The 25,115-nt window shown below is 66.8% G+C and carries 23 protein-coding genes; 11 read left to right on the top strand and 12 right to left on the bottom strand.

The features are described 5' to 3' along the window. Positions 1-24: 24 nt before the first annotated feature. The gene (locus tag EV191_RS09610; protein ID WP_132876562.1) at positions 25-390 is read right to left on the bottom strand and encodes an RNHCP domain-containing protein; all 366 of its coding nucleotides are present in this window, start codon (positions 388-390) and stop codon (positions 25-27) included. A gap of 559 nt (positions 391-949) precedes the next feature. On the opposite strand from EV191_RS09610, the gene EV191_RS09605 reads away from it, so the two are divergent. Beyond that, positions 950-1,159: a DUF7455 domain-containing protein gene (locus EV191_RS09605; protein WP_132876561.1), complete on the top strand. Its 210-nt coding sequence runs from the start codon at positions 950-952 to the stop codon at positions 1,157-1,159. A 64-nt stretch (positions 1,160-1,223) separates the two neighbouring features. Here the strand turns inward: EV191_RS09605 and EV191_RS09600 are convergent, their stop codons facing one another. Further along, the gene (locus EV191_RS09600) at positions 1,224-2,030 is read right to left on the bottom strand and encodes an EamA family transporter (RefSeq protein WP_132876736.1); all 807 of its coding nucleotides are present in this window, start codon (positions 2,028-2,030) and stop codon (positions 1,224-1,226) included. 317 nt (positions 2,031-2,347) lie between these two features. On the opposite strand from EV191_RS09600, the gene EV191_RS09595 reads away from it, so the two are divergent. Then, entirely contained in the window at positions 2,348-2,527 is a 180-nt protein-coding gene (locus tag EV191_RS09595) for a DUF7455 domain-containing protein (protein ID WP_132876560.1), read from the top strand. Between the two features lie 157 nt (positions 2,528-2,684). Here the strand turns inward: EV191_RS09595 and EV191_RS09590 are convergent, their stop codons facing one another. Continuing rightward, positions 2,685-4,424, bottom strand: a complete 1,740-nt coding sequence (locus EV191_RS09590) for a DEAD/DEAH box helicase (RefSeq protein ID WP_207894470.1) — start codon at positions 4,422-4,424, stop codon at positions 2,685-2,687. Between the two features lie 236 nt (positions 4,425-4,660). Between EV191_RS09590 and EV191_RS09585 the strand changes: the two genes are divergently transcribed. Next, entirely contained in the window at positions 4,661-5,884 is a 1,224-nt protein-coding gene (locus EV191_RS09585; protein ID WP_132876559.1) for a YihY/virulence factor BrkB family protein, read from the top strand. A 4-nt stretch (positions 5,885-5,888) separates the two neighbouring features. On the opposite strand, the gene EV191_RS09580 is transcribed toward EV191_RS09585, so the two are convergent. Together EV191_RS09580 and EV191_RS09575 are read right to left on the bottom strand one after the other, a co-directional pair. Then, positions 5,889-6,155, bottom strand: coding sequence for a DUF3039 domain-containing protein (locus EV191_RS09580; protein WP_132876558.1), 267 nt, complete (start codon positions 6,153-6,155; stop codon positions 5,889-5,891). Positions 6,156-6,219: 64 nt separating this feature from the next. Beyond that, the gene (locus tag EV191_RS09575) at positions 6,220-6,579 is read right to left on the bottom strand and encodes a DUF3099 domain-containing protein (protein ID WP_132876557.1); all 360 of its coding nucleotides are present in this window, start codon (positions 6,577-6,579) and stop codon (positions 6,220-6,222) included. Positions 6,580-6,855: 276 nt separating this feature from the next. Between EV191_RS09575 and EV191_RS09570 the strand changes: the two genes are divergently transcribed. The 4 genes from EV191_RS09570 (at position 6,856) to EV191_RS09555 (ending at position 12,122) form a co-directional block, all read left to right on the top strand. Then, positions 6,856-8,346, top strand: a complete 1,491-nt coding sequence (locus tag EV191_RS09570) for a DUF7782 domain-containing protein (protein WP_132876734.1) — start codon at positions 6,856-6,858, stop codon at positions 8,344-8,346. A gap of 72 nt (positions 8,347-8,418) precedes the next feature. Continuing rightward, entirely contained in the window at positions 8,419-8,844 is a 426-nt protein-coding gene (gene dtd, locus EV191_RS09565) for a D-aminoacyl-tRNA deacylase (protein WP_132876556.1), read from the top strand. 312 nt (positions 8,845-9,156) lie between these two features. After that, entirely contained in the window at positions 9,157-10,275 is a 1,119-nt protein-coding gene (locus tag EV191_RS09560; RefSeq protein ID WP_243658849.1) for a sigma-70 family RNA polymerase sigma factor, read from the top strand. Between the two features lie 173 nt (positions 10,276-10,448). Continuing rightward, positions 10,449-12,122: a fumarate hydratase gene (locus EV191_RS09555; RefSeq protein WP_243658848.1), complete on the top strand. Its 1,674-nt coding sequence runs from the start codon at positions 10,449-10,451 to the stop codon at positions 12,120-12,122. Here the strand turns inward: EV191_RS09555 and EV191_RS09550 are convergent. The 5 genes from EV191_RS09550 to EV191_RS09530 all read right to left on the bottom strand — a co-directional run bounded on the left by EV191_RS09550 (position 12,119) and on the right by EV191_RS09530 (position 18,196). Beyond that, a complete protein-coding gene (locus tag EV191_RS09550; RefSeq protein ID WP_132876554.1) occupies positions 12,119-12,712 on the bottom strand; it encodes a hypothetical protein in 594 nt (197 codons plus the stop codon). The two genes, EV191_RS09555 and EV191_RS09550, sit on opposite strands and share 4 nt — an antisense overlap. A gap of 65 nt (positions 12,713-12,777) precedes the next feature. Further along, positions 12,778-13,218, bottom strand: coding sequence for an SRPBCC family protein (locus EV191_RS09545; RefSeq protein ID WP_132876553.1), 441 nt, complete (start codon positions 13,216-13,218; stop codon positions 12,778-12,780). Positions 13,219-13,272: 54 nt separating this feature from the next. Then, positions 13,273-16,047, bottom strand: coding sequence for a bifunctional acetate--CoA ligase family protein/GNAT family N-acetyltransferase (locus tag EV191_RS09540; protein ID WP_243658847.1), 2,775 nt, complete (start codon positions 16,045-16,047; stop codon positions 13,273-13,275). Positions 16,048-16,104: 57 nt separating this feature from the next. Beyond that, entirely contained in the window at positions 16,105-17,277 is a 1,173-nt protein-coding gene (locus tag EV191_RS09535) for an acetoin utilization protein AcuC (RefSeq protein ID WP_132876551.1), read from the bottom strand. 70 nt (positions 17,278-17,347) lie between these two features. Then, entirely contained in the window at positions 17,348-18,196 is an 849-nt protein-coding gene (locus EV191_RS09530) for a sulfurtransferase (RefSeq protein ID WP_132876550.1), read from the bottom strand. Between the two features lie 161 nt (positions 18,197-18,357). Here EV191_RS09530 and EV191_RS09525 point away from each other — a divergent pair, with 161 nt between their 5' ends. From EV191_RS09525 to galE, 3 genes are all read left to right on the top strand, one after another. After that, on the top strand, positions 18,358-19,056 hold the full coding sequence (locus EV191_RS09525; protein WP_132876549.1) for an iron-dependent transcriptional repressor DtxR: 699 nt from the start codon (positions 18,358-18,360) through the stop codon (positions 19,054-19,056). Beyond that, a complete protein-coding gene (locus EV191_RS09520; RefSeq protein ID WP_132876548.1) occupies positions 19,053-20,288 on the top strand; it encodes a galactokinase in 1,236 nt (411 codons plus the stop codon). The genes EV191_RS09525 and EV191_RS09520 overlap by 4 nt, the downstream gene beginning before the upstream one ends. A gap of 102 nt (positions 20,289-20,390) precedes the next feature. Then, positions 20,391-21,401: a UDP-glucose 4-epimerase GalE gene (gene galE / locus EV191_RS09515; RefSeq protein ID WP_132876547.1), complete on the top strand. Its 1,011-nt coding sequence runs from the start codon at positions 20,391-20,393 to the stop codon at positions 21,399-21,401. Here the strand turns inward: galE and EV191_RS09510 are convergent. Beyond that, positions 21,372-22,535: a DUF4192 domain-containing protein gene (locus tag EV191_RS09510; RefSeq protein ID WP_132876546.1), complete on the bottom strand. Its 1,164-nt coding sequence runs from the start codon at positions 22,533-22,535 to the stop codon at positions 21,372-21,374. The two genes, galE and EV191_RS09510, sit on opposite strands and share 30 nt — an antisense overlap. Before the next feature lie 89 nt (positions 22,536-22,624). Here EV191_RS09510 and EV191_RS09505 point away from each other — a divergent pair, with 89 nt between their 5' ends. After that, complete coding sequence (locus tag EV191_RS09505) at positions 22,625-23,155, top strand: GNAT family N-acetyltransferase (protein WP_165912890.1); 531 nt, start codon at positions 22,625-22,627, stop codon at positions 23,153-23,155. Here EV191_RS09505 and EV191_RS09500 read toward each other — a convergent pair. Beyond that, positions 23,152-25,038 carry a Xaa-Pro dipeptidyl-peptidase gene (locus EV191_RS09500; protein ID WP_132876544.1) on the bottom strand — a complete coding sequence of 629 codons (1,887 nt, stop codon included), beginning with the start codon at positions 25,036-25,038 and terminating at the stop codon, positions 23,152-23,154. The genes EV191_RS09505 and EV191_RS09500 overlap by 4 nt on opposite strands. Positions 25,039-25,115 lie beyond the last annotated feature (77 nt).

Raw genomic sequence — 25,115 nt, 5'->3', positions numbered from 1 at the left:
GCGAGTCGCCGGAAGCGAGCGCGATCACAGATCGCCGAACACCTCGAGCGGGAACGGCGGCTGGGCAAGCGGACGCACCGCGAGCCGAACCAGGATGAGCTGGTTGTCATCTGCGGACATAGGCGACGAGGTCAACACGTCGCATCCCGTACAGCGGTGAATGACCAGCCAGTCCGCGCTGCGCGGCACGGCGATGGAGATCGGGATCATCCGCGCGAGGCACTCCGAAACCCCACCACTGACTCGGTCGACCGTGTGCTGTGAGTAGATACAGCTAGGACAGTGGTCTCGCCGTTCACCGTTCGGCTGATAGGCGCTGACGGTGAGCCCACACCGCAGGCAGGTGAAGGTTTCGGTTCGTGCGATGGACTTGGTGTTCTTTGTGGACACCCGGAAGCTCCTTACCGGAAAGAATGGTTGACATACCGGAAAGGGAGCCGAGCGTGTACCTATAGTCCAGAAAGGACGATGCCAGGAGACAGCTCAGGCCGACGCCATGTCTCCACTGTAGACAATGGAGCCGCGAAGGCGAGCGATCGACGTGTCGGCGCGCCAGTCCGCGCCGGCCATTAGCGGACGGCGGTCAGGCGCATCGAGCGGGCAGCCGTTGCCAGACTGAACACGCTCGGCCGTGGCCGGGGCATCACAGGCACTACTTTCTAGGACGGATCGTCCGGGTCGAATGCTGACTATCGATCGCTGACGGTAGCAACGCCCGGACCCGGCTGCCACCGAATATTTCTCGCGCACCCGTTCCCACATGCTGAAACGCGAGCACCGAGAACCAAGGTCGTGTTCGCTCGCAACGAAACGTGATGACCATCGCTCATCTTTGGGGAACAGCCGAAGGCCCCGTAACGTCGAACCTAGTGAAGGCCGCGGCCCAAACGAGGCTTCCGGTACGACCAGCAGCATGGTTCGGCCGGCGCCGGGATGGAGGGAGATTTCAATGTCCACCACACTCGAACGCCCCGCGTTGAGCGCCGCCGACCGCTGCGACCGTTGCGGCGCCGCTGCTGGGGTACGAGCCGTACTGCCCTCCGGCGGAGAACTGCTGTTCTGTGGGCACCACGCACGACAGCACCGCGACCGGCTTCGCGAACTCGAGGCGGAGATCCAGCAGGGCGAGGGCGAGATGCTCGCGCTGGATGCCCAGTAAGACCACAGGTCCAACCAACCCTAGATAACACCGTCACGAATACTGTTCCGCCGGACTGCCCACATCAGCTGGGCGGTTCGGCGGATCTGTTACTGGCACGCTCGTCCGGGCTGCGCAATGCCACACCGGCAACCACGGCCAGAATGCCGATAGCCTCGGCCACACTGGGTACCTGGCCGAGCACCACGAGGCCGGTCGCGGTGGCGGTCACCGGAAGCAGCGCGAGCAGGATCGCGAACTTGGCCTGACCAACTCGACGTAGCACGATCTGGTCGAGCACGTACGGCACCACGGTGGACAGGAGGCCGACGCCGAGGCCAAGCACCAGCAACCGCGCCGAACCCCAGGCCTCCCCCGTGCCCAGCGCCAACGGGCTGAGCAGCAGGGTGGCCATCACGAAGCCGACAGCCAAACTGTCCACGCCATTGCCGGCATTGGCCACCCGCTTTCCGAGCAGGATGTAGCCAGCCCACGCCGCCGCGGCGGCCAAGGCGAAGAACACGCCAAGCGCGCTACCGGACAGCTGCACATCCGCGATCAGCACCACGCCGCCGACCACGAACAGTAGCGCCACCACGTCGCGGGCGGTACGCGAACCGATGGCGGCCACGAACACCGGGCCGACGAACTCCAACGCCACCGCGGTACCCAGCGGCAACCGCGCGATCGCCTCGTAGAACAGCACGTTCATCCCCGCGGTGACCACGCCAAATGCCGTCGCCAGCAGCAGCGCACGGCCGCGCCAGGCGATCCGCTTCGGCCGTCGCCACGCCAGCAGGAACACCGCGGCACCCAGCTGGCGCAGCCAGGCCACCCCAGCCGGGTTCACCGCCTCGAACAGCCAGGTCGCGGCGGCGGCACCGAGGTACATGGACAGGCCGCCGATGATGAACAGCAACGGCGCCGGCAAGCGCTGCAGCAGCCGAGCGATCGACCGTGTTCCGGAACCCACTCGCCCGATCCTGCAACACGCCCGGCCGGGACCGGTCGTCCGGTGCCTGTTCGCCGAAAGCTGACTGGGCAAACGACTCACGCCGGCGCGGGACCCTTGCGGTCCGCCGGATGTCTGCAAGAGTGGGGGCAGCGAGCACAGTGAACAAACCGGACTCGACCGGGTACCGGGTCACCGTGGTCGCAGCAGGATGGAGGGTCTCGGCCAGCCCGAGACCGGGACGGAGGGAGATTTTCATGTCCGCGACGCTCACCCGCCCCAAACTGACCGCTGCCGACCGTTGTGATCGGTGCGGCGCAGCGGCACAGGCACGTGCCGTTCTTCGCACCGGAGGCGAGCTGCTCTTTTGCGGGCACCACGCGCGCGAGTACAAGAGCAAGCTCCAGGAACAGGAGGCTGACCTGCAGCATGACTGAACCCACCCACCTGATGCCGGGTGCTTCAGCCGTGCATCACTGGCCGCCAACGAGAAACTAGATAAGCACCTTTCCGCACACCGGGGCGGGAATCTCGTCGGAAGCGAGGTTCCCGCCCAACTTATGCCGCCATCGCGCGCGAGCAGGTGTGTAGCGCTCACCAGGAGCGCAGCGTCGCGATGCGCTCCTCGAGTTGTTCCACGGTTGCCATCGCCGTCGGCGGGCCACCACAGCTACGCCGTAGTTCCCCATGAATCGTCGCGTGCGGTTTTCCCGTTCGGTGGTTGTACACCGCGACCAGCGCATTGAGCTCTCTACGCAACGAGCCAAGCCGTTCCTGCACGGTCTGCGGACGTTCCGGGGTCACATCAGCTTTGGCGGCCTGACCGGATTCACCGTTCCGCTTGGTCGCGGTGACCTGCTCCTCCTGCCGTTTGCGCAGCAACGCACGCACCTGATCGGGTTCGAGCAGGCCAGGCAGCCCCAGATACTCCTGTTCCTCCTCGGTACCCGCGAAGGCACCGGTGCCGAAGGAATTGCCGTCATAGATCACCTGATCCAGCTCGGCGGAGGCCCCGAGTGAGGTGTACGGCTTCTCCTCCTCGCCTGGCTCGTCCTCCGTGCGGTTCGCCGCTACCAGCAGCTCGTCGTCCCAGCCGTCCTTTTCCCGGTGGGGTTTGCCGAGCACGTGGTCGCGTTCGGTCTCCATCTCGCTGGCGAGTTCGAGCAGTACCGGAACGCTCGGTAGGAAGACGCTCGCCGTCTCGCCCTGCTGCCTGGCACGGACGAACCGGCCAATCGCCTGAGCGAAGAACAACGGGGTCGACGCGCTCGTCGCGTACACCCCGACAGCCAACCGGGGGACGTCCACCCCTTCGGACACCATCCGAACCGCGACCAACCAGCGGTCATCGGAATCGGCGAACTCACCAATCCGCCTGGTCGACTTCGGGTCATCGGAGAGCACGAGCACCGGCTCCGTCCCGCTGATACCCCGCAGCAGCTTCGCGTAGGCACGGGCCGATTCATGGTCGGTGGCGATCACCAGGCCGGCGGCATCCGGTACCCCCGATGAGCGCAGCTGCCCCAGCCGCACATCCGCGGCGCGCAGCACGGACGGAATCCACTCCCCCGCCGGGTCGAGCGCGGTACGCCACGCGCGAGCGGTCTGCTCCGCGGTCAATGGCTCGCCCAACCGCGCGGTGAACTCGTCGCCCGCACTGGTTCGCCAGCTCGCCTCACCCGAGTAGGCCAGGAAGATCACCGGGCGCACTACGCCATCGGCGAGCGCGTCCGCATAGCCGTACGTGTGGTCGGCCGCGCTGCGCAGGGCTCCCGCGCCGTCCGGTTCGTAGCCAACGAACGGGATCGGCGAGTCATCGCTACGAAACGGCGTTCCGGTCAGCGCCAACCGCCGCACGGCGGGGGTGAACGCTTCCCGAATCGCATCGCCCCAGGACTTGGCGTCCCCGCCGTGGTGAATCTCGTCCAGGATCACCAGGGTTTTGCGGTTCTCGGTACGTACCCTGTGCAGCGTCGGATGCGCCGCGACCTGCGCATAGGTCACCGCGACGCCCTGAAAGTCGCCGGAGACCGCCCCTTGCCCGTTGGTGAAGTTCGAGTTGATCGCGATACCCGCCGCGGCTGCCGCGGACGCCCACTGATGTTTGAGGTGTTCCGTGGGCGTCACGATGGTGATAGCCGACACAGTTCGATCGGCGAGCAGTTCGCTTGCCACCCGTAGCCCGAACACGGTCTTACCTGAACCGGGCGTAGCAACCGCGAGAAAATCCTGCGGACGAGTGGTCAGGTACTTGGTGAGTGCCCTGCGCTGCCAGGCGCGCAGCGGCCGCACGCTCGTTTCGCGCTGCTCCTGCTCAGCAGAGGACGCCGGCACCGACGAACCGCTCCCTTCGCATCGCGTCAGCGGCCGCACCGGTTCCCACCGGGCACGCCGCAGGTAATCCCCTACACCGGCGTCTTCGCCGGAACCATCCCCCAGTCAGCCCCGAACGGGGCCGCGGCGAGTTTACCCGTTCAGCGAGTGTCGGCTCGCGCGCGACGCGACAATCAGGAAATGATCTGGAACCCAGACCTGCCGATCAAGCGGCAATAGACCATCCTGAGAGGGTCATGAATTCGCAGGACCTCCCCGATCGGCGCGACGAACCCGCCGGCGCGCCAGCAGACGCGGCCGCGGCGACGGGCGCGCCGCCGTCAGCTCAGCCGGAAAAACCCCCGCGCCGGGGCCCGCTGCGGCTGATCGGCCGCACCCTGAACAAGGCCTGGGAAGGCAACCTGTTCTCCGAAGCGGCCGAGGCCGCCTTCTGGCAGACCCTGTCGCTGCCACCACTGCTCCTCGGACTGCTGGGTAGCCTCGGTTTCCTCGGGGAATGGTTCGGCTCGCAGGTGGTCGACGCCGTCCGCCACGAGATCATGGCCGTCAGCGAAACGATCTTCAGCGCGGACGTGGTCGCCCGGATCATCGAACCGACGGTGAACGACATCCTGACCACTGGACGCGGTGAGATCGTCTCGGTCGGTTTCCTGCTGTCGCTGTGGGCCGGTTCCTCCGCGCTGTCGTCCTTCGTCGACGCCATCACGGTGGCGCACGGCCAGTACGGGGTCCGCAACGAGGTGTGGCAGCGCATCTTCGCCCTGCTGCTCTACGTGGCTACGTTGATCCTGCTGATCATCGGACTGCCATTGATCGCGCTCGGCCCTGATCTGCTGCCGAACGTGTTCCCCACCGATTGGCAGCCGACCGTCACCGCCTGGGTGAACTATCTCTACTACCCCGTCGTCGGACTGGTCACCATGCTCGCGCTCACCACGCTGTACAAGCTGGCCCTGCCGCGCAAACTGCCCTGGCACCGGGTGTTGCCGGGGGCCGTCCTCGCGATGGTGGTTTTCCTGGTTTCCAGTACCGGGCTGCGCGTCTACATCTCGTGGATCACGACGACCGGATACACCTACGGCGCGCTGGCGGCGCCGATCGCGTTCCTGCTGTTCGCCTTCTTCATCGGGCTCGCGGTGGTCATCGGCGCCTACTTCAACGCGGCGATCCAGGACATGTGGCCGGCAAAGATGACGCGCAGGCAGCGCCGCAAATGGCGGCGGCTGGAGATGGAGCGCGCCGGTGAACACCTCCCTGCCGAGCAGGACCAGCTAGCCGCCCAGCCAACCACCGAACTACCAGTTCCACCTGGGCGGCCGGCACAGGCAGCACAACCAGCGCTACCGGAACACCCCGCGCGGCCGGAGCACTATGGCGAAAACGGCCATCCGCCCGACCGTACGGATCGCATCGCCCAACCAGGAACCACACCAGGCGAATCGGGCGAATCGAACCGCTAGTGGTTTATTCGTCGTCCCCGCCGGGTGGCATCTCCTCGAAGATGCGCTTGCAGTCGGGGCACACCGGCGAGCCAGGCTTGGCCGATTTGGTCACCGGGAACACCTCGCCGCACAGTGCCACCACGTGCGTGCCCATCACCGCGCTCTCGGCGATCTTGTCCTTGCGCACGTAGTGAAAGACTTCCGGGCGCTCGTCGTCGGTGCTCTCGGTGCCTTCCGGCCGGGTATCCAGCTCGGGAAGCGTCTGCGTTGCCGTACTCACGCCGTCCATTTTGCCGTACCCCATTCCCGTGCACGACGGCACGCCACTGGTGCCAGGCGCCGGTCGGGGTAGGTCAGTCCTGCTCGCCGTCCCGATCGCCAGCAACGATGCGGTGCGTACCGTCTTCGACCGCCCTCGGTTCCCGCTGATACTTGTTGACGAACTCCGCCTTGCGCGGCGGCCGGTCGTTAGCGATCAGTACGGCGACCCACGGCAGCGGAACCGACAGCACGATCAACGCCAGGGCCAGCCACCAGGTGTGGTAGAAGACACCCGCCAGGATCAGACAGGGAAACCGCATCCCCATCATCCAGAAATACTTGCGCTTACGCGCCGCGTACTCGTCGTCGTAGGAGGGCGCGGCTTCGGTGATCAACACCGGGGCTTCCTGTTCGGTATTGCCCGGATGGTCACTCTCATGCCGAAGCTTCACATATTCATCGTGCCACTAGCCAGTACGCTGGAACACCCCGGATAGCGGTTCCGCGACACGCGCGTTGACCAGCCGGAACAAACCGTACTCCGGCATACATTCGGCGCATTTCCGGCGTTGAATGTCCGGAAGCTACGGCGCGTGGCGTGCGATTATTCCTTCGTGACTAAGCCGCCAACACCTGCAGCCCGTTCCGCATCCAACGTCGAGCATCCAGATCTGACCGCGTACCCGGATCTGAAGAGCGGGATCTGCGCGCCCGAGCTGACCGAAAGGATGCGTGCGGCCTTCCTCGAGCACCGCTATGACGCGGATGGGGTGCTGGACGCGCTCGGTCCACAGGCACATGCGGCCCTCGGCAGGGGCGAGCCAGAGCCGGCCCGCCGCGCCGTCGCGGACGCGGGTGCCCTTGGCACGCTGATCCGGGTGTTTCTGCTCGGGGATACGGCAACCGCCACCGAGCTCGACGCCGCATTACGGCCATTGCCGCTGGGCGATGCGGTAGCCAATGGGGTGCTCACCGGCACCGCGGACCGGCTACGCGCCGCCGTGGATATCCGGCCGCATGCCGATGAGGATTCCTCGTGGTGGGTGATTTCCGATCTGGACTCCGGCCGGATTGGCGACCGGGTGCCGACCGACCACGTGCTTGGCATCGGACAGGCTTCGCACAGCTTGGTCAGGGCAACCACGCGCCGACCGGTGCGCAGCGTGCTGGACGTGGGCACCGGTTGCGGCGTGCAGGCGCTGCATGCCACCAGGCATGCCGAGCGGGTCACCGCCACCGATGTGGCGCCACGCGCGCTGCGCCTGGCCGCGGCGACGTTCCGGCTCAACCAGCTGGACGTGGAACTGTTGCCCGGCGAATGGTTCACCCCGGTGGCCCGCCGCCGGTTCGACCAGATTGTCTGCAATCCACCGTTCGTCGTCGGTCCGCCGAAGGTGGACTACGTCTACCGCGATTCCGGGCTGGCCGGAGACGATGCGAGCTCGTTGGTGATCCGGCAACTGCCCGGTTTCCTGAATCCGGGCGGTATTGGCCAGTTGCTTGCCTCCTGGCTACATCGGACCGGCGAGGATTGGGCCGATCGAGTGAGTTCCTGGCTCCCGTCGAGCGGGGTGGATGCCTGGTTCGTCCAGCGCGATGTCGCCGATCCCGGGCTGTATGTCGGAACCTGGCTGCGGGATGCCGGCATCGACCCCCGATCGGCGGAAGGACGGGCAAAAGCGGGCGCCTGGCTGGATTGGTTCGCGGCCAACGACGTGGAAGGAATCGGATTCGGCTTCGTCACGCTGCGCCGGATCGCGGGTGATTCGGATGGCGCGGCGAGTTCGGTCGTCTGTGAGGATTTGCGGCACGCCTATGACGATCCACTCGGCGCGGAGGCCGCCGGCTGGCTGGATCGGGTGGACTGGCTGCGCACCGTGCCCACCTCCGACGAACTGCTCGCGACCAGGTTCGTTGTCGCGGACAGCGTGGTGCTCGAGCGTATCGCGGAACCCTCGCTGGATGGTTGGCGAACCACGATCAACCGGCTACACCGCACGGATGGCCCTGGCTGGCGACACGAACTGGACGAACTGTCCAGCGCGCTGCTCGCCGGCTGCCGGGGCGCACTCCCGCTCGGCGACCTACTCGCGCTGCTGTCCGCCGCGCATGACGAGCCGCTCACGGATCTGGTCAGTGCCACCCTGCCAGCGGTGCGCGAGCTGGTACGGCACGGCATGTTGCTGCCCGCGGACGGCATAGGCGGACAGGCTGACTAGTCAGCGGGAGAACCGGGGTGCGGGGAACATCACAGCCGCGACCGACCGGGTGATCAGGGAGGAAACGGGCGAATGCGGGCCGTGGTCAGCAGGGTGCGTGCGGCACATGTCACGGTGGATGACGAGGTCGTGGGTGCGATCGATGGACCGGGACTGCTGGTCTTACTAGGGATTCACGCCGAAGACACGCCGGAAAAGGCCGTGACGATGGCCCGCAAGCTGCATGAACTCCGCGTCCTGCGCGATGAGCAGTCCTGCGCCACTACCGGCGCACCATTACTCGTAGTCAGCCAATTCACGCTTTATGGCGACACCCGAAAGGGTCGACGACCGTCCTGGACCGAGGCAGCGCCACCCGCCGCGGCGGAACCACTCGTCACCGCCGTCGTTACCGAATTACGCGCTCGTGGCGCGGATGTAGCAACTGGCCGCTTCGGAACGATGATGTTGGTAGACAGCACCAACGACGGACCGTTCACGGTGCTCGTCGAGGTTTAGCGCCGAGGGGGACTCAACCGTTCAACGATGTCCAAGATGGACACGTGAACGATGATCAACCACTGGTCTAGACCATTATTCGGCACGGTAAGCGACTTTCGTGAGCCAACTCTCAGGAAAACCTCAGGCTTTCTTGAGCAACCAGCCAAGGTTTCTGGCGTCTCCTTAGTGAGAGACCGGGAACGTTTCGGAGGGCGTGCGCGTTGAGCCGAATGAAGAGCCAACAACAGGGTGATCGAACACAGACGCCAAGCATGCGAACAGCACCGGTGTGTAACAGGACAACGGCAGCTCGCAACAGGGGAGGGAGACATGACCGTCCCACAGACAGTGGAAGGTCCGCCGGTCACTGAGGATCCAACCGTGATGACCGCCACGACTATCCAGGACATGCCCGACCTCGCGTCCGAGACCCCACCGAGCCAGCGGACTCGGCGATCCGTGCAGGCAGCGCAAACGTTCGAAACGACGGTAACCACCGCGCCTGCCACCGCCGAGCAGCCCGATCTGGACACGCAGGGTCCCGCCGCGGATCTGGTTCGCGTGTACCTCAATGGCATCGGCCGCACCGCCCTGCTCACCGCGCAGGACGAGGTCGAGCTGGCCAAGCGCATCGAGGCGGGCGTATTTGCCCAGCACATGCTGGACACCGCCGATGACTTGAGCAAGGAGCGCAGGGGTGAGCTCACCGCCTTGGTCCAGGACGGAACCAAGGCGAAGAAGCATCTACTCGAGGCGAACCTCCGGCTGGTCGTATCGCTGGCCAAGCGCTACACCGGTCGCGGGATGCCGCTGCTCGACCTGATTCAGGAAGGGAACCTGGGTCTGATCCGTGCGGTGGAGAAGTTTGACTACACGAAGGGTTTCAAGTTCTCCACCTACGCCACCTGGTGGATTCGGCAGGCCATCACCAGGGGGATGGCCGATCAGGGACGCACCATCCGGCTGCCCGTGCATCTGGTCGAGCAGGTGAACAAGCTCGCCAGGATCAAGCGGGATCTGCATCAGCAGCTCGGCAGGGAGGCCACGCACGAGGAGCTGGCAGCCGAATCGGGGTTGCCACAGCACAAGGTCGGCGATCTGCTCGACCATGCGCGGGATCCGGTGAGTTTGGATATGCCGGTCGGCACCGAGGAAGACGCCCCACTGGGCGATTTCATCGAGGACGGCGAGGCGACCGACGCGGAGAGCGCGGTCATTTCCGGGCTACTGCAAGACGATCTACGTCGCGTACTGGCCACGCTGGACGAGCGCGAGCAGGCCGTCATCCGATTGCGGTACGGACTGAATGATGGGCAGCCGCGCACGCTGGACTACATCGGCAAGTACTTCGGTCTGTCCCGCGAGCGGGTGCGGCAGATCGAACGCGAGGTGATGGCGAAGCTGCGCGACGGCGAGCGGGCGGAACGACTGCGCGCCTACGCCAGCTGAGCCGCTAGCCCCGCGCCAGCGGTACCGGGCGGCACCGCGACATCGCCGCCCGGCCGTGGCGCGTGCGCCGGGAGGTCGGACCAGTCGGGGTGGTCCGGCCTCCCGAATTACCGCCAACCCCGTGCCGGGTAACGTCAGGCCCAGTAGCGCGAATGTGCAAGGGAGCAACTGACGTGTCCACCACCGCATCCCCCGGACCCGCCTTCAACTACACCGAACTGCTGCCCACCGGCAAGGACACTCGGACGGAGTATCGGCTGCTTACTCCGGATGGGGTCGAAACGGTCGAAACCCCAGCCGGCAGCTTCCTCCGGATCGCCCCGGAAGCCCTCACCGAACTCGCGCGCGAGGCGGTCAAGGATATCCAGCATCTGCTGCGCACCAGCCACCTCGAGCAGCTGCGTTCGATCGTGGACGACCCCGAGGCGAGTGGGAACGACCGGTTCGTCGCGATGGACCTGCTGCGCAACGCCTGCATTTCCGCGGGGGGCGTGCTGCCGATGTGCCAGGACACCGGCACGGCAATCGTCATGGGCAAGCGCAACGAGCGGGTGCTCACCGGCGGAACCGACGAAGAAGCGCTTGCCAAGGGGATCTTCCAGGCATACCAGGAGCTGAATCTGCGCTATTCGCAGATGGCTCCGGTGAACTTCTGGGAAGAACGCAACACGGGCACGAATCTGCCCGCCCAGATCGAGCTGTTCCACAAGGACGGCGATGCGGCGCCCAGCTACGAGTTTCTGTTCATGGCCAAGGGTGGCGGCAGCGCGAACAAGACGTTCCTCTATCAGGAGACCAAGGCCGTACTGAACCCCACTCGACTGGCCAAGTTCCTGGACGAGAAGCTGCGCGGCCTTGGCACCGCGGCCTGCCCGCCGTACCACCTGGCCATCGTGGTTGGCGGCACCTCGGCGGAGTACAACCTGAAGGTAGCGAAACTGGCCTCGGCCCGGTACCTGGACGACCTGCCGCGCGAGGGTTCCGAGCTCGGGCACGCGTTCCGCGATGTCGATCTGGAACAACAGGTGCTGGAGATGACCCAGCAGTTCGGTATTGGCGCGCAGTTCGGCGGCAAGTACTTCTGCCACGACGTCCGGGTGATCCGGCTGCCCCGACACGGCGCGTCCTGCCCGGTGGGCATCGCGGTGTCCTGTTCGGCCGACCGGCAGGCGAAGGCGAAGATCACCGCCGATGGCGTGTTCCTCGAACAGCTGGAGCGCGACCCGGCCCGCTATTTGCCCGAGGTGCACGACGAGGAACTCTCCGACGAGGTGGTGCACGTCGATCTCAACCAGCCGATGGACGAAATCCGCGCGATGCTCACCAAGCTCCCAGTGAAGACTCGGCTCTCGCTGACTGGTCCGCTGGTGGTAGCTAGGGACATCGCGCACGCGAAGATCGCCGAGCGGCTGGCGGCCGGCGAGCCGATGCCGCAGTACCTGAAGGACCACCCCGTCTATTACGCGGGACCGGCGAAAACCCCGGATGGCTACCCTTCCGGTTCATTCGGGCCGACGACCGCCGGCCGGATGGACTCGTATGTCGCGCAGTTTCAGGCCGCTGGGGGTTCGCTGGTCATGCTCGCCAAGGGCAACCGGTCCAGTGCGGTAGTGCAAGCCTGCCAGGAGCACGGCGGTTTCTATCTCGGTTCGATCGGTGGACCGGCCGCCAGGCTCGCCCAGGACTGCATCCGCAAGGTCGATGTACTCGAGTACCCGGAACTGGGCATGGAAGCGGTCTGGAAGATCGAGGTCGAGAACTTCCCCGCGTTCATCGTGATGGACGACAAGGGCAACGACTTCTTTGCCGAGACCTCGGCGCCGACACTGCAGATCAGCTTCCGTTAATCGACGCGCTTTTTGGTCCGCTCGATCACCACGGTGCGCTCGCCGAGCGGTTCGTCCACCGAAACGTTGAGCTTCGGGTAGCGGATGTCCATTGTGCATGCCATGCCCGGGGCCGTCCGCACGAGCTCGGTAGCACGTATCTGGACCCGCTCGGCCTGCTGCCCGGTGACCCGTGCGGTGGCCGAGCCGCAGCCGGCTTCCTGGGCGACCACGGTGATCGTGCGGCCATTCCCGCTGACCCATACCTGCTTGCGGTCCGCCGACGCGGTTGGTCCTTCGTCCACGATCTGGCCCTGCGGGAGGGGTTTCGCCCCGGCGGGCACCTCCTGATCGGCTCCGTCGCTGCTCGGTGCTTCACCGCCATCCGAGCTGCCCGCGTCGTTCGTGCCGTCGGTCCCACCGTGATTGGCCCCACCCGGATCGGCACCGTGCTGATTGGTGCCGCCCTGGCCATCGGCTGGATGGTCTTCGCTGGCCTGGCCGGCACGCGGCTCGACGGATTGGTCCTGGCCAGTCGCGCAGGCGGCGCCGAGCAGGACCACCATGCTGGCACCCGCGAACAACCCGAGGCGATTTCGTAGCTGTCTCATACCCGGTAGACGGAACGGGACCGGTGGAAGGTTGCGCGCGAACCTGGGGTTTGCTCGCGACCCGGTCACTGGGCACGAAAGTGCTCGTCGAGCAGTCGTAGGCTGCGCTCGATCGCCTTGGTGTTGCGTGCCGGGATCTGTGTGCGGCCGAGCAGCCGCGCGGTCCGTGCGGTCGACCAGTCGAACGTTTCGGTGACCTCGGTCTGGCCATGGCCTCGGGCGGCCAGGTGCCAGCGCCAGCGGTGGCCGTAGAAATGCCGCCAGGCGATGAGCACGTTCTCCTCGAACTCGACCACCGTGTTGGTGATCCGATAAGGCGCGAGTATCCGCATGTCCATGCCGAAGGTCGAACCGAGGGTGAGCCGTTTGCCGGCCGAGCCGCGCGCGCCCTTGATCGTGCCGGAACCGTCGAAAAGCGCATGTTTGGCCGGATCCACCAGTAGGGCGAAGATGTGCTCCGGTGCGGCCGGAATAACCCGACTACGCGATACCTGCTGTTTCGGCATACCGGCACGGTAGGCCGAACTACGAACGGCGGACAAGCACGCCGGTTCGGTCGGTCAACGCGGGTCGAGCGAACGCAACCGGCGCGGTCCGGTGTCCGGCCTCGCTGGCGGCGGACCAAGGCCGATCCGTGCGCTGAGCACGTTCGCGCCGTCCGGCGAGGCGAGTACGGGTTCGAAGGCCACCCAGCGCACCTCGGGCTGGTCCTCGGCCAGCGTGGCAAGGCGCAGCACCAGATCCCGCAGCGCACCGAGGTCGACCGGTTCATCTCCGCGGTACCCGGTCAGTAGTGGTGCCGCCTTCGGCTCGCGCACCAGCGCGGCCGCATCCACATCGGTGAGCGGGACCGCACGGTAAGCGCGGTCGCCGAGCAGATCGCTCACGATACCGCCGAGGCCGAAGGAGATCAGGCTGCCGAACGATGGGTCGTCCTGCAGTCCGAGCACGCAGGAAACCCCGCGCGGCGCCATCCGCTGCACGTACACGGTGTCCGCGGCCGAATCGGATACCAACACCTGATATGCGCCCCGAACCGCATCCGGGGTATCCAGGTCCAGCCGCACGCCGAGCAGATCCGGCCGGTTGCGTAACCGCTCGTCGGCGGACTTCACCGCCACCGGATAACCCAAGTCATCGGCGGCCGCGACCGCCTCCGCCTCGTTGGAGACCACCCGATACGGCACAACCGGGATGCCATAGGCGGCGAGCAACTCGAGGGCCTGCTCATCGGTCATCCGGACCGGCTTCCCAGTGTGCGGACCGCTCTCGGCCGTGTCCAGGGCCGTGCGGACCACCTCGTGGGCCCGTTCTGGGTGCGTATCGACTGGCCGCACGATCCGGCCCTGCTCGGCCGAACGCCAGCGCGCATATCGGGTGACTCGCGCCAGGGCGAGCACCGCACGTTCCGGACTCGGATAGGACGGCACCGAGCCCTTGGTCACCGCGCCACTGTCGTCATGCACGGCGAGCTCATTCGGAATGCCTTCCGCGGCAAGGAAGGTGGACACGATCGGCTTGGGGGTGCTCGAACCGGCCGCGTAGTCGTCGACGATATCCCGTAGAGCACGGGCATAGGCCGTGCCGGGCACCGCGACCGGCGGTACGAACACCACGACCGCGGAGTCCACATCGGATCTCGCGAGTGCTTCGCGGACCGCGGTCGCGAACTCCTCAGGGCCGGCATGCGTACCGACATCGATCGGATCACAGGCCAGTTCCAGATCCTGTGCCAGTGCGGTGTCCGAGGCGAGCACCGCGATCGCGGTCGAGTTGCCGACGATGGCGATGCGGTTTCCCGTGGGCAGGGGTTGGTGTGCCAGTAGCATCGCGGTATCGAACAGCTGGGCTAGCGACTCAACCCGAATCACCCCGGCCTGTTCGAACAGTGCCTGCACGCTGGATTCGTCGACCCGCACCGAGGTGGCCGCCAACGCGGGACTGATCGCATGCCGGCCGGATTTCACCGCCACGATCGGCTTGCTCCGGCCGAGCCGGCGCGCCAACCTGGCGAACTTGCGCGGGTTGCCGAAGGATTCGAGATAGAGCAGCACCACATCGGTGCCCGGATCGGTCTCCCAGTACTGCAACAGGTCGTTGCCGGACACATCCGCGCGGTTACCGGCGGACACGAAGGTGGACAGCCCCAGCCCGCGCGCCGCGGCGTCCGCGAGAATCGCCGTGCCCAGCGCGCCGGACTGGCAGAAGAATCCGGTTCGCCCGCGCGCGGGCAGTTTCGGCGCGAGCGTCGCGTTCAGCCGCACCGACCCGTTGGTGTTCACCACGCCGAGCGCGTTCGGCCCGATCACGCGCATGCCATGTGCCCTTGCCTCGCCGGCCAGCCGCCGTTCCTCGTGGAGACCGTGTGGGCCAGTCTCGCCGTATCCGGCGGACACCACGAGCAAAGCCTTCACGCCTTTGGCCAGACACCCGTCGAGCACATCGTCCATGCTCGCCGCGGGCACCGCGACAACGGCGAGATCAACCGGATCCGGGATGTCCACAACGGACCGGTAGGCGCGCACGCCGCGCACCGCGACATGTTCCGGATTCACCGGGTACACCGGGCCGGCGAAGTCAGCGAGCAGCAAGTTGCTCAACACCGCGTAGCCGACCTTGGTTGGATCGGCGGAGGCACCGATCACCGCTACCGAACGCGGATGCAACACGTTGTACACGCTGCGTGCCTCGGCAGCCTGTTCCCGCGACCGTGCGACGGCGAGGGAATCCTCGGTCGGGTCGATATCGAATTCCAGGTGCAGCACGCCCTCCTCGAGCGCGCGGCTGACCTGATAGCCGGCTTCGCGGAACACCCGAACCATCTGCGGGTTCTCCGCGAGCACTTCGGCGACGAAGGAGGTCAGCCCACACTCCCGAGCCGCCGCGGCAAGGTGTTCGAGCAGTATCGAGCCCAGTCCCCTGCCCTGGTGCGAATCCTCGACCACGAAAGCAACCTCGGCCTGGTTGGACTCGCCAAGCCGTTCGTAACGGCCGACCGAGACAATGTCGTCGCCAAGCAGCGCGACGAAGGCCACGCGATCATGGTGGTCCACATTGGTGAACCGTTCGAGATCGCGCTGGGGCATGCGGGGGTAAGGGCCGAAGTAGCGAAAGTATCGAGTGCGGTCGGACAGCCGGCCGTGGAAGGCAAGGATGGCGTCCTGGTCGGCCGGGGTGATCGGGCGCAGATGCACCGTGCCGCCGTCGGCGAGTACGACATCGGCTTCCCACCTGCGTGGATAGTCATACGGATCCCGTCGCTGGTCCGCCTGCTCCGGCTGCTCGGCGGAACCGGCTACCGCGTCCGGATCGCGCTTCTCGTCCGACCTATCCACTGTGTACATTCCTCCCGGGTGGATCCGCTTAGCCCGCTGACTCGCGATCGACCGGTTCTAGTCCCGTGGATCGTCTGGATCCAATCCGTGCAACGGAAACACCGCGCGCCGAGTTTCTCGGATGGCCCGGTCCACGGAGTCGCCCAGCTCACCTCCCCACCGCTGAAACTCCGGCGTACCGCCATCGCTCATGGTAGTCGGCAACTGGATACTCGGCGCGTTCGCGCGCAGCGGGTCCACCCAGCTCGCCGGCAGCCGCGTGTCCGGAGCCACATCACGATCGAGCATGGTCGCGATCAGATGCGTCCATGATCGCGGGACCACCCGGACGAGCTGATACCCGCCGCCGCCCATGGCCAGCCAGCGACCATCCGCGTGGGCCTCGGCAAGGCCGCGCAGTTCTCGGTAGATCGTCCGGTGACCGTCCACGGTCAGTGCCAGATCCGCGAGCGGATCCTCGCGATGCGAATCCACCCCGCACTGGGTCACCAGCACCTGCGGGCGGAACTCGGCGAGCAGGGAGGGCACGACCGCGTGGAAGGCGCGCAGCCAACCGTCATCGCCGGTACCCGGCGGCAGTGGCACGTTGACCGCGTAGCCCTGCGCCGAACCGGCCCCGATCTCGGTGGCGGCGCCGGTTCCCGGCCATAACGTCAGCGGGCTCTGGTGCAGGGAGATCGTCAGCACCCTCGGGTCGTCGTAGAAGGCGGCCTGTACTCCGTCGCCGTGATGCACGTCGGTATCCACATAGGCGATCCGGTCGAACCCGTTGTCCAGCAGCCAGGAGATGGCCACCGCGCAGTCGTTGTAGACGCAGAAACCCGCGGCATGGTCGCGCATCGCGTGGTGCAGCCCACCGGCGATACTCACCGCGCGGGTAACACTCCCGCTGGCGAGCTGTTCGGCCGCGAGCAGGGTGGATCCGACGACCAGCGCGGAGGCGGAGTGCATCTGGTCGAAAACCGGGTTGTCGGTGGTGCCGAGGCCGTGCTCGAGGTCCCAGCCAACCATCGGCGCCTGTTTCACGGCTTCCAGGTACTCGTGCGTGTGTACCCGTTCCAGTTCGGCTTCGGGCGCCTGTTCGGGCCGCAACAGCGGGACCCCATCGAGCACGCCGAGCGCGTTGGCCAACCGGATGGTCAGTTCCAGCCGCACCGGATTGAACGGGTGCTCACCACCCAGGTCGTAGCCAAGCAGTTCGGAATCCCACACAACGGCCGGTGCACCCATGGTTCGGTACGGTAACCCGCCGAGCCGCTCTCGCGCGCCAGGTTGGCTCGGCCCGTCCCGCCCGCGCTGGTTATGGCGTCTCGCCGGTGGCGACCGGCCGGTTCGGATCGGTGCACCAGTGCGACCAGGAGCCACTGTAGAGCGCGACCGGTTCGGGGTGACCGGCCACTTCAAGGGCGAGCACCAGCGAGGCGGCGGTGATCCCGGAGCCGCAGTACGCGCCAACCGGTTCGGTGGCGCGTACGCCCAGCGTGGCGAACCGTTCGGCGAGCTCTGCTGGCGACAGCCAGTGGCCGGCCGCGTCGACCTGCTCGCTGATCGGCGCGTTGCGCGCGCCGGGAATATGTCCCGCGCGCGGATCGATCGGCTCCTGGTGGCCCGCGTACCGCTGCGCCGCCCGCGCGTCCAGCAACACCCCCGGATGCTCCGCAGTGGCCAGCTCGGCCGCTTGTTCGGCATCCAGTACCGGCATCGCGCCAGGGCGCACCTGGATATCGCCCGGGGTGGGCTCCGGCTCCACCGTCGTCACGGCATGCCCAGCCCCTCGCCACGCCGCGTAACCACCGTCGAGTAGAGCGACCGCCGAATGCCCTGCCCAGCGCAACAGCCACCAGGCGCGGGCGGCGGCGGAGCCGTCCGCGTCGTCGTAGACCACCACGGGATGGTCCGCACGGACACCGGCGCGACGCAGCGCACGCTGCAGAATCGTCGGCTCCGGTAGGGGGTGGCGGCCGCCGTTGCCCGGTGGGCCGGCGAGTTCGGTGTCCATGTCGAGGAACACCGCGCCGGGAAGATGTCCCAGCTTGTAAACTTGGTGACCAGGTGGTCCGCCCAACCGCCAGCGAATGTCCAGCAACGTTGGCTGTTCGGGTGTACCCAACAATCCGGCAAGTTCCGTAGTCGTGATCAGTGGACGCACACCGACATCCTGCCGTCTTTCCACGGCATCCGCCGGTCGGTCCCCGGTCCGGCAGCCCGGACGGTCGGCTGCCTTGGTCGAGGCCACCCGAACGAGATCAGCAGACGAGAGTGTCGGGACCCGCGACTACCATGGACAGCCGCGACAAAAGGGGATAAGGCGTGAACGATCTCATCGACACTACTGAGATGTACTTGAAGACCATCTACGAGCTCGAGGAAGAGGGCATGGTTCCGCTGCGCGCGCGTATCGCGGAACGACTCGAGCAAAGCGGCCCGACGGTCAGCCAGACCGTGGCCCGGATGGAACGCGACGGTCTCGTGATCGTGGCCAGTGACCGCCACCTGCAGCTCACCGAGCACGGTAGGGAGCTCGCGGTCGCGGTCATGCGCAAGCACCGGCTGGCCGAGCGGCTGCTTGTCGACGTCATCGGGCTCGAGTGGGAAGAGGTCCACAACGAAGCCTGCCGTTGGGAACACGTGATGAGCGAGGCGGTCGAGCGCAAGCTGGTGAAGCTGCTCAACCATCCGTCCACCTCGCCCTACGGCAACCCGATCCCCGGGCTCGACTTGCTCGTGGACGGCGGGCAACCGGCGCCGCCTATCGAGTCCGACCTGGTCCGCCTGGACGAGGTGGCCCGCAGGGGCGGCGGGAAGGTCGAGGTCCGCCGGCTCGCCGAACACCTGCAGCTGGACAGCGCCCTGATGGTCGAGCTCAAGGAAGTCGGGCTGGTGCCCGGCGGTACCGTCGAGATCGGCAAGCTGGACACCGCGACCAAGCGCATCGAGGTACGCGGCGAACAGCGCTCCACCGAGGTCGGCACCTCGGTGCTGCATGCGGTACTTGCCCAGGTCAAATGACGCTTGTCGATACGGTCGGTGCCGCTTTCGTGGAGCGGCACGGCCGGCGGCCGGCGGGAGTGTGGGTCGCGCCCGGCCGAGTGAACGTGATCGGCGAACACACCGACTACAACGACGGGTTCGTACTGCCGTTCGCCTTACCGCACCGCATCGCGGTGGCGGGGACAGCCCGTTCGGACGGGATGCTCACGCTGTGCAGCGTCGGCTCGGACGGGCGAGCGCAGCAGGCATCCCCAGTGCGGATCGACGAGCTGGTTCCAGGCACGGTTTCCGGCTGGGCCGCCTACCCTGCCGGGGTGGCATGGGTGCTGCGCGCCCACGGCTACGCCAGCGGTGCCGATCTCGTCCTGCGCAGCGATGTTCCCACCGGTGCCGGACTGTCTTCGTCGGCGGCGTTGGAATGCGCGGTCGCGCTGGCGCTACTGGGTCTCGCCGGCGTGGGCCCCTCGGCACTCCAGGACTCGGCACTCCAGGACACGGCGCGACAAGAGTCGGTACCACGAGAGTCGGTACCGGCGGGCCCGAGCCGCGCCACGATCGCCCGCTGGGCACAGCGCGCGGAGAACGAGTTCGTCGGCATGCCAAGCGGGATACTCGACCAGACCGCGTCGATGTGCTGCACCGAAGGGCACGCCCTGTTCCTCGACGTACGCTCCGGCGAGCAGGAACAGGTGCCGTTTCGCTCGATCGACGAGGGCCTGGAAATCCTGGTCATCGACACGCGGTCGAACCACGCGCTAATCGAATCCGGCTACGGCGACCGGCGCAACGGCTGCGCGAAAGCGGCGGAACTCCTCAGCGTCCCCGCCCTGCGCGATATCGCTATGGCGCAGCTTGGCGCCGCGCTGGCGGAGTTACCCGCGGAACTGGCCGCGCTCACCCGGCATGTAGTCACCGAGAACCAACGCGTGCTCGATGTCGTCACTGCCCTTCGATCCGGCTCGACCAGCGCGATCGGCGGATCGCTGACCGCCTCACATGTCAGCCTGCGGGACGACTACCAGGTCTCCTGCGCTGAACTCGACCTTGCGGTGGATACCGCCATCGGCTCGGGAGCACTCGGGGCTCGGATGATCGGTGGCGGATTCGGTGGCTCGGCCATCGCGCTGGTGCGTCAGGATCAACGGGCCGGTATCGAGCGCACGGTGTACGAGGCATTCCGGAGCGCCGGCTACCGCTCGCCAAGGACCTTCACCGCCGTGCCCTCGGCCGGCGCGGGCCAGGTGTGCTGACCCGGCGTACGATCCGTCGGGTCCACGGGGTACTACTAGGACACACACCCGCCGTGCCCAATGCCAGTACCTCGAAACACGCGGTGCCAGTACCTCGAAAAGATGGGCCCTGAGAAAGGCAAGACCGTGAACACCATCCCCAACTCTCCGGCGAAGCTGCTGGTCACTGGCGGCGCCGGCTACATCGGCAGTGTGTGCGCCGCACGGCTGATCGAGAACGGGCATGACGTCGTCGTGCTCGACGATCTGTCTACCGGCCACGCGGACGCCATCCCGGACGGCTGCCGTTTCGTCGAGGGCGATGCCGCGACGGATGCCGCCGCGCTGCTCACCGAGGGATTCGACGGCGTACTGCATTTCGCCGCGAAGTCCCTGGTCGGTGAGTCGATGCAGGATCCGGCGAAGTACTGGGATGGCAACGTCGTTACCTCCTTGCGCCTCCTCGAAGCGATGCGCCGCACGGGCACCCCGAAGCTGGTGTTCTCGTCCACCGCCGCCGTCTACGGCGAGCCGGATGAGGTACCCATTCGGGAAACCGCGCCGACGCGCCCGACCAACACCTACGGGGCGACGAAGCTAGCCATCGATCACGCGATCACCTCCTATGCGGCCGCGCACGGCCTTGCCGCGGTCAGCCTTCGATACTTCAACGTCGCTGGCTCCTACCGGCGTTTCGGCGAACGCCACACCACCGAAACGCACCTGATCCCGATCGTGCTGCAGGTGCCGGCCGGCGAACGCCAGCAGGTCCAGATCTACGGGGATGACTACCCGACCGAGGACGGGACCTGCGTACGGGACTACATCCACGTCGCGGACCTCGCCGAAGCGCATCTGCTGGCGCTGGACAAGGCAGCCGCGGGGGAACACCGGATCTACAACCTCGGCAACGGCACCGGATTCTCCAACCGGCAGGTCGTGGACACCTGTCGCGAGGTCACCGGACATCCGATCCCCGCGGTCGCGGCGGAACGGCGCGGCGGCGACCCTGCCGTACTCGTCGCCTCCAGTGAACGGGCCCGCACCGAGCTTGGCTGGCAGCCCCAGCGCGCCGAACTCGCGGAGATGGTCGGCGACGCTTGGTCATTCACCCAGAGCCGCCTGCCCGCCTGACTGGGCGACGGCCCCACTCGCGGCCCCGGTACCCGGCGTGGCACCGCGCCGGGTACCAGAGGTAGCCAATACGGCGATCTGTTCCGGCGGTAACGCGTTCTCAAGTGCCCGCATCAGCAGTCGGGACAGCGTATGGCCGGGATGCGCGTCCAGCGCCGCCTCAAAGGCGACTCGTGCCAATGCTCCATCACCTCGAACGTAGGCCGCGTAACCGAGTAGACACGCCGGTTCGGCACGTTCCGGAGCCGGGGTCGACTTGGTCAGCCATGTCCAGAGACGCTCCGCTGCCAGGGCGCGCAGGCTGTCCACGGGCACGGCGGTGTGTAAGCACCAGTCCCGGACCGCCGTCTGTGCCAGCGCCATGGCCAGTTCGGCGATGAGGTCATCGTGCCGGCGCGGCTGGCCGTTCTCCTCAGCATTCAGTGCCTCAAGGACGGCTTTGCGCCCCCGGGCCGCCGTGACCTCGGCCGACTCACTCGTCGAATCCATCGTGGACATTCGCTCGCCGATCAACGCCGCTCGCCTGTCCAGCGCTTCGGCTGGATCGGCGCGGAGACTGTCTACGAGTTCCTGCCGGTGCTTGTAGGTCACCCTGCCCCGCGCGGCGGTCGTCGCGGCGACGACCGAACTGTCCGGGTCCGGCAGCGTGCCCGTGCAATCCGCGTCCTGGTAGCACCGCCACCGCGCCCCCTTGGTCACGCGGGCCGTCCACAGTGCATGGAGGAGCGGGAGCCCTAGCCCCTCGAAGGCATGGCGCAGTCGTTTGATCAGCCGTCCGCGTGGCGGCGAACGCCTGCCCTGCGGACGATCGCCGAGGCCACCGACCACGACGACGGTGATGGCCGAGACTTCCTGGGTGGCCAGTTGGGTGGCCAGCACATCGCAGAGGTATTCGACCAGCTCCCCCTCGGCTGCCGCGACCGGCAAATCGGCCCGCATGCTCATCCCGATTCGACCACGCTCCGCACTGGTATGGCCGAGGAGCACGACCGACTCTGTCGGATGGAAGCCGAGCAAGTACCCGGTGGCGGCGATGATCTCGCCCGGCTCGCGAAGGGTGACTCGATCACTGCCGGTTGGCTCATTGAGGGCTGGCGGCGTCGGGGACGCTGGTGGTGTTGGCGAAGTCGTCATGGCTCCACGATGCGGGGCGAAGACCTGTTCGGCACTCCTCAATGCGCCAACTGTGGACAGTTCGCTCGCGTGTGGACAACTGCCTTGCCGTGCGCGAAAACCATTTGCCGGGCTGGACCGACCGCTGCGACGATCGCGGCGTGCTGGCCGTGCGCAGGGCGAAACCCGCTGACGCTGGCGATTGTGTCGCGATCGTGCGGGGACTGCCCGAATACTTCACCGAGGACGTACCCGACAAGGTTGCCGCGGACCTGTTGGCCCATTCGACATGGCTCGCCGTGGACGGCAGGACACCGGTCGGGTTCGCGATCGTCGAGCGGCGGTTCGCGCATGCCGCGGAGATCCTCTGGTTCGCCATCACGGCATCGCGACGCGGTCACGGTGTCGGAAGTTGGCTGTTGGACCGGGTGTTGGGCGAACTGTCCGAAGACGGTCTGCGCCTGATCGAGGTCAAGACGCTGGACGCGGGCGCCGGGTACGAACCGTACCGGGCTACCCGGGCGTTCTGGGAGAAGCACGGTTTCCTCAAGATAGACACGATCGACCCGCTGCCGGACTGGTCGCCGGGCAATCCGGCAGCGATCTACGTAGCGTCCCTGCCCCCAGCGCTCAGTGGCTAGCGCTGGATCGCGTTCCGCAGCGCGGCCGGGCCGCCCACCACCGGCAGCGTCACGTTGCTCGCGTTCAGTGTCATCGCCAGCCCTGCGCCTGGTTTCGGCCGCAGGGTGTAGTCGTGGTCACTGGAAACCAGCGCGAACTCCAGCCGGTTCCCCTTGGGCAGCACATAGTCCTGCGGTTGTAGCTCGACCGAAAGATCGTAGGACTCACCCGGTTCAATTGGTTCAGTGCGGTCCGCGCCATCGCGGTTCTGTGGATCCGTCCAGCCGCGCGTGATGATCTTGCTGGAGCCATCTGGCGCGCGGTCCACGAGCACCGCGGTCACGTTCGCCGCTGGCCGGTCGAACGCGATCCGCAGGCGTGCCCGCGGCGTTCCACTGAGCCGCAGGTCGCTACGGGCGGGAGCACTGACGTAGCTGAGCCGGTTCCCGGAACGTGCCAGGTCAACCAGCTCGTCCACGGTCTGCGTGGCGTCGTCAGCCAACCGCTCGACGCTCGGCGAGCCAGGGACCCCGAACCGTGGATCGAGCGCGCCGCGCCCGGTCCCGCCCGGCCACGGATAGACCCGCGCGTCCTGCGCCTGCACCGAGGGCCAGTCCGGTTCGTCCACCCAAGACTCGTCAGCGCGCTGCAGCGTCGCCTTTGGCTCGTCGGTGACGCCGTTGTCCAGGCCGTAAAGGAAATGGGAGAACCATCGGTTCAGTGTGCGATGCCATTCCTTCGGCCGGACCGATGCCGGATCGACGTGCGCTCCCTGATGTAGCCAGATCTTGCGGTCGACTCCGTTGTCGGCCAGTGCCTCGTACCACTGGGCAGCCTGCTTGGTCTTCACATTCCAGTCGTTCAATCCGTGTACGGCGAGCACGCCGGCCCGAACCTTGTCCACGTCGTTGAGGTAGTTCCGCTCATCCCAGAACTCGCTGTAGTCGCCCGTCGAGCGATCCTGTTCAGCCGCCAACTCGTCGATCACCGGTTGGCACACCGCACGGTCCGCCCGGGTGTGCACGTACTTGGCAAGCACATCGGCGTCCTCGCCCTGGAACCCACCGGGTGCCACTACCGCGCCGTCGGCACGGTAGTAGTCATACCAACTGGAGATCGCGGCGATCGGCACGATGGCCTCCAGTCCCGGTACACCGGTGGACGCGACGGCGTTGGGCAGGGTTCCGTTGTAGGACACGCCCATCATCCCGGTCTTGCCGGTCGTCCAGTTCGCCTTGACCTTCTTACCCGTGCTGTCGCGGGCGCTTGCCCTACCGCCAAGCCAGTCAATAACCGAACGCGCGCCAATGGTCTCGTTTCGCCCACCGGTGGTCGGGCAACCAGTGGATTCGCCGGTGCCAAGCGACTCGGCATAGACCATGGCAAAACCACGGGCGAGGAAATACTCCTCGTAGGACGATCCGATATCGGCTCGCGGCGCTCGCGCACCGGCAGCGGCGACCCTCCGCTGATCCTCGGCCGCGCGCAGGGTCGTGCCAGTACCGTTCGTCGCCCGGTCGTCCGGCGCGCCAGGGTCGTGGAGCTCGACATCCACATCATGGTTGGCGACGTCATTGCCGCCGGCGTAGTACGGGCTTGCCTGGTAGACCACCGGCACCCGCACGCCGCGTTTGGTCTCAGCCGGGCGCACCACTACCACGTGCACCTCGTCGTCGGCGCCGTCGCGATCACTGTCCACCGGCGCTCGCACGAACAGCTCCTCGCGCACGACGTTCTTCGGATCGAACACCGGCTGCGCCTCGCCATCCTTGAACACCGGCCGCTGCGGCGGCGCCTGCTGGGCTGACGCCGCCGGAGACGTGGCCGCCGTGGCTCCCAAGCCCGGGGCGAGCACCGTGCCAACGAGTAATGGCGCCAGCAGAACCGCGGCCGTAGCGGCCATTCGCGAAGCCCGCACGAAACCCCCAGGCGACTGAGCTGAAATGTGTCCAATCGCACTGTTGTCTCGACCAGGCCGGC

It is taken from the genome of Tamaricihabitans halophyticus (assembly GCF_004340875.1).
GTDB lineage: Bacteria > Actinomycetota > Actinomycetes > Mycobacteriales > Pseudonocardiaceae > Tamaricihabitans > Tamaricihabitans halophyticus.
Note: the sequence above shows the minus strand (reverse complement) of the source record. Positions and strands in the feature narration are given on the sequence as shown.

Excerpts from the sequence above, each read along its gene's own strand:
- EV191_RS09520 (WP_132876548.1), top strand. The coding sequence starts at position 19,053 with ATGACGCTTGTCGATACGGTCGGTGCCGCTTTCGTGGAGCGGCACGGC.
- EV191_RS09510 (WP_132876546.1), bottom strand. The coding sequence starts at position 22,535 with ATGACGACTTCGCCAACACCACCAGCGTCCCCGACGCCGCCAGCCCTC.
- EV191_RS09600 (WP_132876736.1), bottom strand. The coding sequence starts at position 2,030 with ATGTACCTCGGTGCCGCCGCCGCGACCTGGCTGTTCGAGGCGGTGAAC.
- EV191_RS09550 (WP_132876554.1), bottom strand. The coding sequence starts at position 12,712 with ATGAGACAGCTACGAAATCGCCTCGGGTTGTTCGCGGGTGCCAGCATG.
- EV191_RS09605 (WP_132876561.1), top strand. The coding sequence starts at position 950 with ATGTCCACCACACTCGAACGCCCCGCGTTGAGCGCCGCCGACCGCTGC.
- EV191_RS09545 (WP_132876553.1), bottom strand. The coding sequence starts at position 13,218 with ATGCCGAAACAGCAGGTATCGCGTAGTCGGGTTATTCCGGCCGCACCG.
- EV191_RS09580 (WP_132876558.1), bottom strand. The coding sequence starts at position 6,155 with ATGGACGGCGTGAGTACGGCAACGCAGACGCTTCCCGAGCTGGATACC.
- EV191_RS09585 (WP_132876559.1), top strand. The coding sequence starts at position 4,661 with ATGAATTCGCAGGACCTCCCCGATCGGCGCGACGAACCCGCCGGCGCG.
- dtd (WP_132876556.1), top strand. The coding sequence starts at position 8,419 with ATGCGGGCCGTGGTCAGCAGGGTGCGTGCGGCACATGTCACGGTGGAT.
- EV191_RS09535 (WP_132876551.1), bottom strand. The coding sequence starts at position 17,277 with ATGGGTGCACCGGCCGTTGTGTGGGATTCCGAACTGCTTGGCTACGAC.
- EV191_RS09570 (WP_132876734.1), top strand. The coding sequence starts at position 6,856 with ATGCGTGCGGCCTTCCTCGAGCACCGCTATGACGCGGATGGGGTGCTG.
- EV191_RS09500 (WP_132876544.1), bottom strand. The coding sequence starts at position 25,038 with ATGGCCGCTACGGCCGCGGTTCTGCTGGCGCCATTACTCGTTGGCACG.
- EV191_RS09595 (WP_132876560.1), top strand. The coding sequence starts at position 2,348 with ATGTCCGCGACGCTCACCCGCCCCAAACTGACCGCTGCCGACCGTTGT.
- galE (WP_132876547.1), top strand. The coding sequence starts at position 20,391 with ATGGGCCCTGAGAAAGGCAAGACCGTGAACACCATCCCCAACTCTCCG.
- EV191_RS09560 (WP_243658849.1), top strand. The coding sequence starts at position 9,157 with ATGACCGTCCCACAGACAGTGGAAGGTCCGCCGGTCACTGAGGATCCA.